This window comes from Desulfobacterales bacterium (assembly GCA_028704555.1).
GTDB lineage: Bacteria > Desulfobacterota > Desulfobacteria > Desulfobacterales > JAQWFD01 > JAQWFD01.
In genome coordinates this window covers 1-5912 of sequence record JAQWFD010000076.1, presented here as the reverse complement: position 1 = coordinate 5912, position 5912 = coordinate 1, and the positions used below count along the sequence as shown (strand labels likewise).

The 5912-nt window shown below is 51.0% G+C and carries 8 protein-coding genes; 1 reads left to right on the top strand and 7 read right to left on the bottom strand.

Going from position 1 to position 5912, the window contains the following annotated elements:
* Positions 1-307, bottom strand: a 307-nt coding sequence (locus PHQ97_15835) for a DsrE family protein (protein ID MDD4394203.1), incomplete at its 3' end; no start/stop codon positions are given.
* A gap of 154 nt (positions 308-461) precedes the next feature.
* On the opposite strand from PHQ97_15835, the gene PHQ97_15830 reads away from it, so the two are divergent.
* Positions 462-1289, top strand: coding sequence for an RluA family pseudouridine synthase (locus PHQ97_15830; protein ID MDD4394202.1), 828 nt, complete (start codon positions 462-464; stop codon positions 1287-1289).
* A 27-nt stretch (positions 1290-1316) separates the two neighbouring features.
* On the opposite strand, the gene PHQ97_15825 is transcribed toward PHQ97_15830, so the two are convergent.
* From PHQ97_15825 to PHQ97_15800, 6 genes are all read right to left on the bottom strand, one after another.
* Positions 1317-1850 carry a cyclic nucleotide-binding domain-containing protein gene (locus PHQ97_15825; protein MDD4394201.1) on the bottom strand — a complete coding sequence of 178 codons (534 nt, stop codon included), beginning with the start codon at positions 1848-1850 and terminating at the stop codon, positions 1317-1319.
* Between the two features lie 303 nt (positions 1851-2153).
* The gene (locus PHQ97_15820) at positions 2154-2441 is read right to left on the bottom strand and encodes a hypothetical protein (protein MDD4394200.1); all 288 of its coding nucleotides are present in this window, start codon (positions 2439-2441) and stop codon (positions 2154-2156) included.
* A 71-nt stretch (positions 2442-2512) separates the two neighbouring features.
* On the bottom strand, positions 2513-3751 hold the full coding sequence (gene serB / locus PHQ97_15815; GenBank protein ID MDD4394199.1) for a phosphoserine phosphatase SerB: 1239 nt from the start codon (positions 3749-3751) through the stop codon (positions 2513-2515).
* Between the two features lie 105 nt (positions 3752-3856).
* Complete coding sequence (locus PHQ97_15810) at positions 3857-4066, bottom strand: hypothetical protein (protein ID MDD4394198.1); 210 nt, start codon at positions 4064-4066, stop codon at positions 3857-3859.
* A 223-nt stretch (positions 4067-4289) separates the two neighbouring features.
* Entirely contained in the window at positions 4290-5075 is a 786-nt protein-coding gene (locus tag PHQ97_15805) for a 4Fe-4S binding protein (GenBank protein ID MDD4394197.1), read from the bottom strand.
* Between the two features lie 152 nt (positions 5076-5227).
* A partial coding sequence (locus tag PHQ97_15800; GenBank protein MDD4394196.1) for a hydrogenase occupies positions 5228-5912 on the bottom strand: 685 nt, incomplete at its 5' end.

The window sequence follows — 5912 nt, the reverse complement described above, 5'->3', positions numbered from 1 at the left end:
CAAGCGCACCGTCTATCAAATCATCCTGCTTCATTTTTCGCTTTTCCATGCAAGGGGAGCATACCAGCAGTTTAAAACCGGCCTCGATATACACATCAACCAGATCCTTGAGCGGATTGGCTTTTTCAAAATGAATGTGGCTGGCAAACCCCCTGAGCGCAATCATCACCCCCTTACTCTGAAGCATCACAACCGGCTGAATCCCCATGGCCATGCTGCCGGTAGCCAGCATAAACGGAATCGTGGCCAGTTCGGGATCATCATCTGAATGCGTAACGATAAACGTAATTTTTTTTACATCCGGCATAATACCTCCTTGAAAAGAATTAAACTTGATCGGATAACTCCCGACGCCTGACTGTTATTATGCCTTCCCAAACCCGGGACAAGCTGGTATTATTTCTGCCGACAGGTATCCGTGTGATCAACCGTTACTGATTTTCGCATGAACCGAGCTGCTTATGAAAAAACTGACACTGACCATCCCGATCGGACCCGATAATTTGCTGACGGCCTGTGAGATTCTTTCCCGGCACAGCGGAATCTCCAGACAGCGCATTAAAACCGCTATGACCTGCGGAGCGGTGTGGTTGAAACATACTGCCGGAAAGCAGCAGCGGCTGAGACGGGCCTCCGCAATTCCCAAAAAAGGTGACCGCCTTGGGCTGTATTATGATGAAGCACTGCTGGCCATCTCACCCCCGGTGCCGGAGTGTATCAGCGATCAACGCAACTACAGCGTCTGGTTCAAGCCGGCCGGGCTTCTGACACAGGGGACCTTGTTCGGCGACCACTGCTGTCTGATTCGCCGGGCTGAAATACAATTGAATTATAAACGAAAGGTCTTTCCGATTCACCGGCTGGACCGGGAAGCTTCAGGGCTGGTCCTGATAGCCCATAGCAGAGATGCCGCGGCAAAATTATCCGGACTGTTTCAAAAACAGCTGGTCAAAAAGCATTATCAGATAATTGTCCCCGGCAATCTGGCCGAAAATCATCCGTCAGGGACCATAGACCGGCCGCTGGATGGCCGGCAGGCGGTTACCGAATTTGAATGTGTGGACTATGATCCGGTGCATGACCGCTCCACTGTCAGGGTAAGAATCATGACCGGTCGACTTCACCAGATACGCCGGCATTTTGATATGATCGGATTTCCCGTTCTGGGGGACCCGAAATATGGAAAAGGCAACAAAAACGCAGAAGGAATGAAACTGATGGCAATTTCCCTGGCATTCGTCTGTCCGTATTCGCATCAGTCAGTGGAATTCAAGCTGAACAACATATAAAAACTTTTTTCCTTGACCGCCTGCAAATTAAACATCGTCGATTTCAAATGATTCTCCCCATATCTCCACCAGTTTTTCCGTGCGATTGCGAAGACGATCCGAGACGACCCGCAAAAGCTTGCTCATCAGCTCATAACCCATTTTGGGTTCCTGACGGCACATCTCTTTGAGGATATCGGCCGAAATGCAAAAAGCCTGACCGGCTTGAGAGCAGGTAATCGTAGCCGTTTGCCGGCCGAACTCAAGCATGGAGGACCACCCGAACACCTCTCCCGGCCCGACGACATCGACCACGACCTGTTTTTCCCGGATTTGAAGCCGGTCCAGTTCACCCTTCTTCGATTTAATATCAGCCTTCAATACGCGATACGTGAACGTAAGACTCAACTGTACTTCTCCCCGAATCAAACCATACAGATTCAAAGCCGAATCATCCTGGCGCACAACAGGTTCTCCCGGCGCCATATCCATCAGACGGCACTGTCCTGCGATCCTCTCCAGCTGCGCAGGATGTAAATCTGAAAATATACTGAATTTTTTCAATTGATCTGCGGAAATCATAAGCACCTCAGGTTATAGATTGGCAGGAATTGTCGACCCGAAAACGGGTACCCATTTAATTCTGGTATAACAGTCGGTAATGTGTCAACCTATTTCGGATTTGTCGGATTGCTCGGGTTGCTCGGATTTGTCGGGTTGATCGGATTTGTTGAACTTGTTGGGTTAATAGAGCCGTAAGCATTCAAAAATGAGGTTTTTTCCCCCATATTGATTACGGTTTGCCGCTTACTGACCTCTGATTTACTGACTTCTGACTTCTGGCCTCTGACCTCTGACCTCTGACCTCTGGCCCCTATCGGCTGCCTACTGCTTACCGCCTTCAGCCATGGGCGATCTTTCCGGAAACAGATCCTGAATCTGAACGTCTCTGATTTTACCCAAGCAGTCATTCAGCGCTGCTTCTTCCGTATCGCCGGTTCCCTGATACTGCGATTTTGCTACAATATTGACAAGGTTGGGGACAGCGACAAAACGGCCTGCCAATGTCCCGTACAGCGTCTCGTGGACATCGATATAGACAAGTCTGCCGCCCCGGATCAGATTATAGCGTATCGCTCGGGTCAGAATATCATTTTTATTTACATCAAACATGGGGATCAACTCCTGTATTTTCCCCCAACGTTGCATACCCAATGAGGTTCACTTTTATTAAAATCACCATTTTATTTATGCAACGAAGGGGGTTGCGTTAAAAACGTCTCCCTGTCGCTGAACCCGAGCAGATACAGAATTCCGTCGAGACCCAGCGTGGAAATGGACTGTTTTGCGGATTCTTTCACAATCGGTTTTGCCCTGAACGCGATTCCAAGCCCGGCAGCGCTTAACATGGGAAGATCATTTGCTCCGTCACCCACGGCGATGACCTGCTCCAGACGGATATGTTCCTTTTTCGCGATTTCTTTAAGCAGATCGGCCTTTCTCTGCCCGTCAACAATCTGCCCTCTCAGGTTTCCGGTCAGTTTGCCATCGACAATATCCAGTTCATTGGCAAACAGGTAGTCGATATCGAGTCTTTTCTGGAGGAAGCGGCCAAAATAGGTAAAACCACCTGACAGGATAGCCGTTTTATAGCCGATGGCCGTAAGCGTCGATATGAGCTTTTCAGCCCCTTCGGTCAGTTTCAGCCCCATTGCAATCGCCTGAAGTACGGACTCATCCAGTCCGTTGAGCAATGCAACACGCCGCCTGAGACTCATTTTAAAATCGATTTCCCCCCTCATGGCCTGTTCGGTAACGGTTGCCACCTGTTCCCCGACGCCGGCCGCTTTGGCAAGTTCATCGATCACTTCAGACTCAATGAGAGTCGAATCCATATCAAAGGCAACCAGGCGGCAGTTTCGACGGAACACACTATCTTTCTGGAAAGCGAAATCAACCTCCAATGTTTCCGTAAGCTGAAACAGGTCTCTGCGCAAAAGATCTGAATCGCGGGGCTCGCCCCGAAGTGAAAACTCGACGCAGGCTTTCTGGCTTGAATGTTGACTGCCCAGCGGAATCCGGCCGGACAGTCTGTTGATCTGATGAATATTGAGTTTGTGACGGGCCAGGATGGCGGTGACCCTGGAAATCTGATCCGGGGTGATCTTCCGGGCCAGCAGCGTGATGATATACCGCGGTTTTCCCTGAGCGCCGACCCATTGGTTGTAAGACTGCTCGCCAACAGGCGTAAAATCGGTATGAACCCCGAGTTCGTGGGCGCAGAAGAGAACGTCCTTCAACACCGGAGAGGGTTCACCGGTTTTGGGAATCTCGACCAGAATTCCCAGCGAAAGGGTGTCATGAATAACCGCCTGGCCAATATCCAGAATATTTACACTGTGCCGGGCAAGAATTCCGGTTATAGCTGATGTCAACCCCGGTTTATCTGATCCGGATATATTGATAAGAATAATTTCTTTCATGCTGGCGCACCTTATTTCCGGATGAACACGATATCGTCGAAGTTGAAAAGAGTCGAAAATGGTCTGAAATAACATACCTGTAATGGCGGAATCGACTGTGTGGCATCATTCCCGGGTCTGGCCGAACAGTTTCTCCCGCACCGCATCCGATTCTTTCCTGAGTTTTGCATCCGTAATAATATCCTGCTGAAGGCTCAAAATAAATGTCTCGAACCGTGTCCGGGTCATACCATATTCTTTCCAAGGTTTTGCCGTAAGATACTCTCTTTTGGAAACCCCCAGTTTATTCCATGGCTTTACCGATGATGTTTTCATGAATTTTCAGATACCACAAAACGAACCGGTTGAAAATATGAAAAAAACCAGAAATCAGAAGTCGGAGACCCGAGGACAAAAGACAGAGGTCAAAGAGCAGAGATCAGAGATCAGAGGACAGAACTGAGTTCTGAGTGCTGTGGACTGAGTTAAGCGTGGCGGAGATCAGAGGCCAGAGATCAGAAATCGGAGGTCCGGGAAAAAGAGGACTCAACCTGCCGACTCACGACTCATGACTGTTTTTGGCCGCACCCTTCCCCAGAAACCGTAAAAGTCCGTCCAGGATGGTCAATGGATGGGGGGGACATCCCGGCACGAAGAGATCCACCGGAATTACACCGGATACGCCGTTGTTCACCTCTGGCATACCGCGGTATAACCCACCGGAAATCGCACAGGCGCCAACGGCGATCACAATCTTCGGCTCCGGTACGGCATGATACGTTTTTTCCAGAGCGGCCTTCATATGTCCCGAAACCGGACCGGTAACCAGCAGGCCATCGGCATGACGGGGGGATGCCACAAACTGTATGCCGAAGCGGGCGATGTCCCACACCAGGGTATTGAGCACATTGGTGTCGGCCTCACAGGCATTGCAGCCTCCGGCACTGACCTGCCTGAGTTTCAGGGATCTGCCGAAAATTTTGTGCGACAGCTCATGGAATGCCTTTGCAACCCGTGCTTCATGCCCGACGATCAGGTCTTCCCTGCGACAGGCGGCAAGCTGAAATCCCCGGGTGAAGCGAATGGCACTGTTCGGGCATGCCGTCTCACAAATCCCGCAGAATATACACCGCCCCGTATCGATCCGGATTTGCCCGGATACGGTATCCCGGAAAACCGCCCCGCAGGGGCAGTCACTCATGCAGGAGGTACAGTCTTCCGGACACTTCGATGAATCGACAGTCGGCATACCGGCAAATCGTTCCGGCAGTTCCGGCGCCGGACCGTCCGGATAGGCCATGGTATGATACCCCTGCTGAATCCGCGTTTTTAATGCCTTTAACATATGGTTATCCGTTGTTTGTTATCTGTTATGGGTTATATGACAAATGGTACAGGGTGTGAAAAAATGGGAAACACATTGACTTCTGACTTCCGACTTCTGACCCCTGGCCACTCCGTCCTCAGCACTCAGCCCCCGGCACTTTTCGCTGCGCCCTATAGATCATGCCCGCAATAGGACAGGTTGAAACTTTTGTTACAGATGGGAAAGTCGGATATCTGCTGATTTCGCATGGCCATCTGGAGTCCCATCCAGTTATGAAAGGAGGGATCCACCACCTTGTAACGCAAAAATCGCCCCTGCCGATCCGTCAGTGCCACATGACAGATTTCACCCCGCCATCCTTCCACCACCGATACGGCAATGCTGTCCGGAGCAAGCTGCCCGGTTTCAATCATGATCGGACCTGTCGGCAGGGTTCGCAGCTGCTCTTTGATAAACACCACGGACCGCTGAATTTCAAGCCAGCGGACATAGGCACGGGCAAACACATCTCCTGTATAGCAGGTCGCCACCGGAATATGGGACATCCGGTAAACCCCGGATGGAAATTCAAACCGGGCATCCCGGTCAACCCCGCAGGCTCGGGCCACCGGCCCCACAAGGCCCAGATCCAGGCACAGGTTTCTGGTAATCTTGCCGGTTTCTTCAAAACGGGCCAGCACCGAGGGTGTTTCCCAGAGCAGGCCAACGGCAGACTTAACCTGCCTAAATATTTTTTCAAGACGTTCAACCAGCTGCATAGCGGTGTCACGGGAAATATCAAAGACCACTCCGCCCGGTCTGACCAGTCTCCGCCCGAATCGGTTACCGCATATGACAGCGGTCAAATTGAGAAAA

Excerpts from the sequence above, each read along its gene's own strand:
- PHQ97_15810 (MDD4394198.1), bottom strand. The coding sequence starts at position 4,066 with ATGAAAACATCATCGGTAAAGCCATGGAATAAACTGGGGGTTTCCAAA.
- PHQ97_15820 (MDD4394200.1), bottom strand. The coding sequence starts at position 2,441 with ATGTTTGATGTAAATAAAAATGATATTCTGACCCGAGCGATACGCTAT.
- PHQ97_15805 (MDD4394197.1), bottom strand. The coding sequence starts at position 5,075 with ATGTTAAAGGCATTAAAAACGCGGATTCAGCAGGGGTATCATACCATG.
- PHQ97_15830 (MDD4394202.1), top strand. The coding sequence starts at position 462 with ATGAAAAAACTGACACTGACCATCCCGATCGGACCCGATAATTTGCTG.
- serB (MDD4394199.1), bottom strand. The coding sequence starts at position 3,751 with ATGAAAGAAATTATTCTTATCAATATATCCGGATCAGATAAACCGGGG.
- PHQ97_15825 (MDD4394201.1), bottom strand. The coding sequence starts at position 1,850 with ATGATTTCCGCAGATCAATTGAAAAAATTCAGTATATTTTCAGATTTA.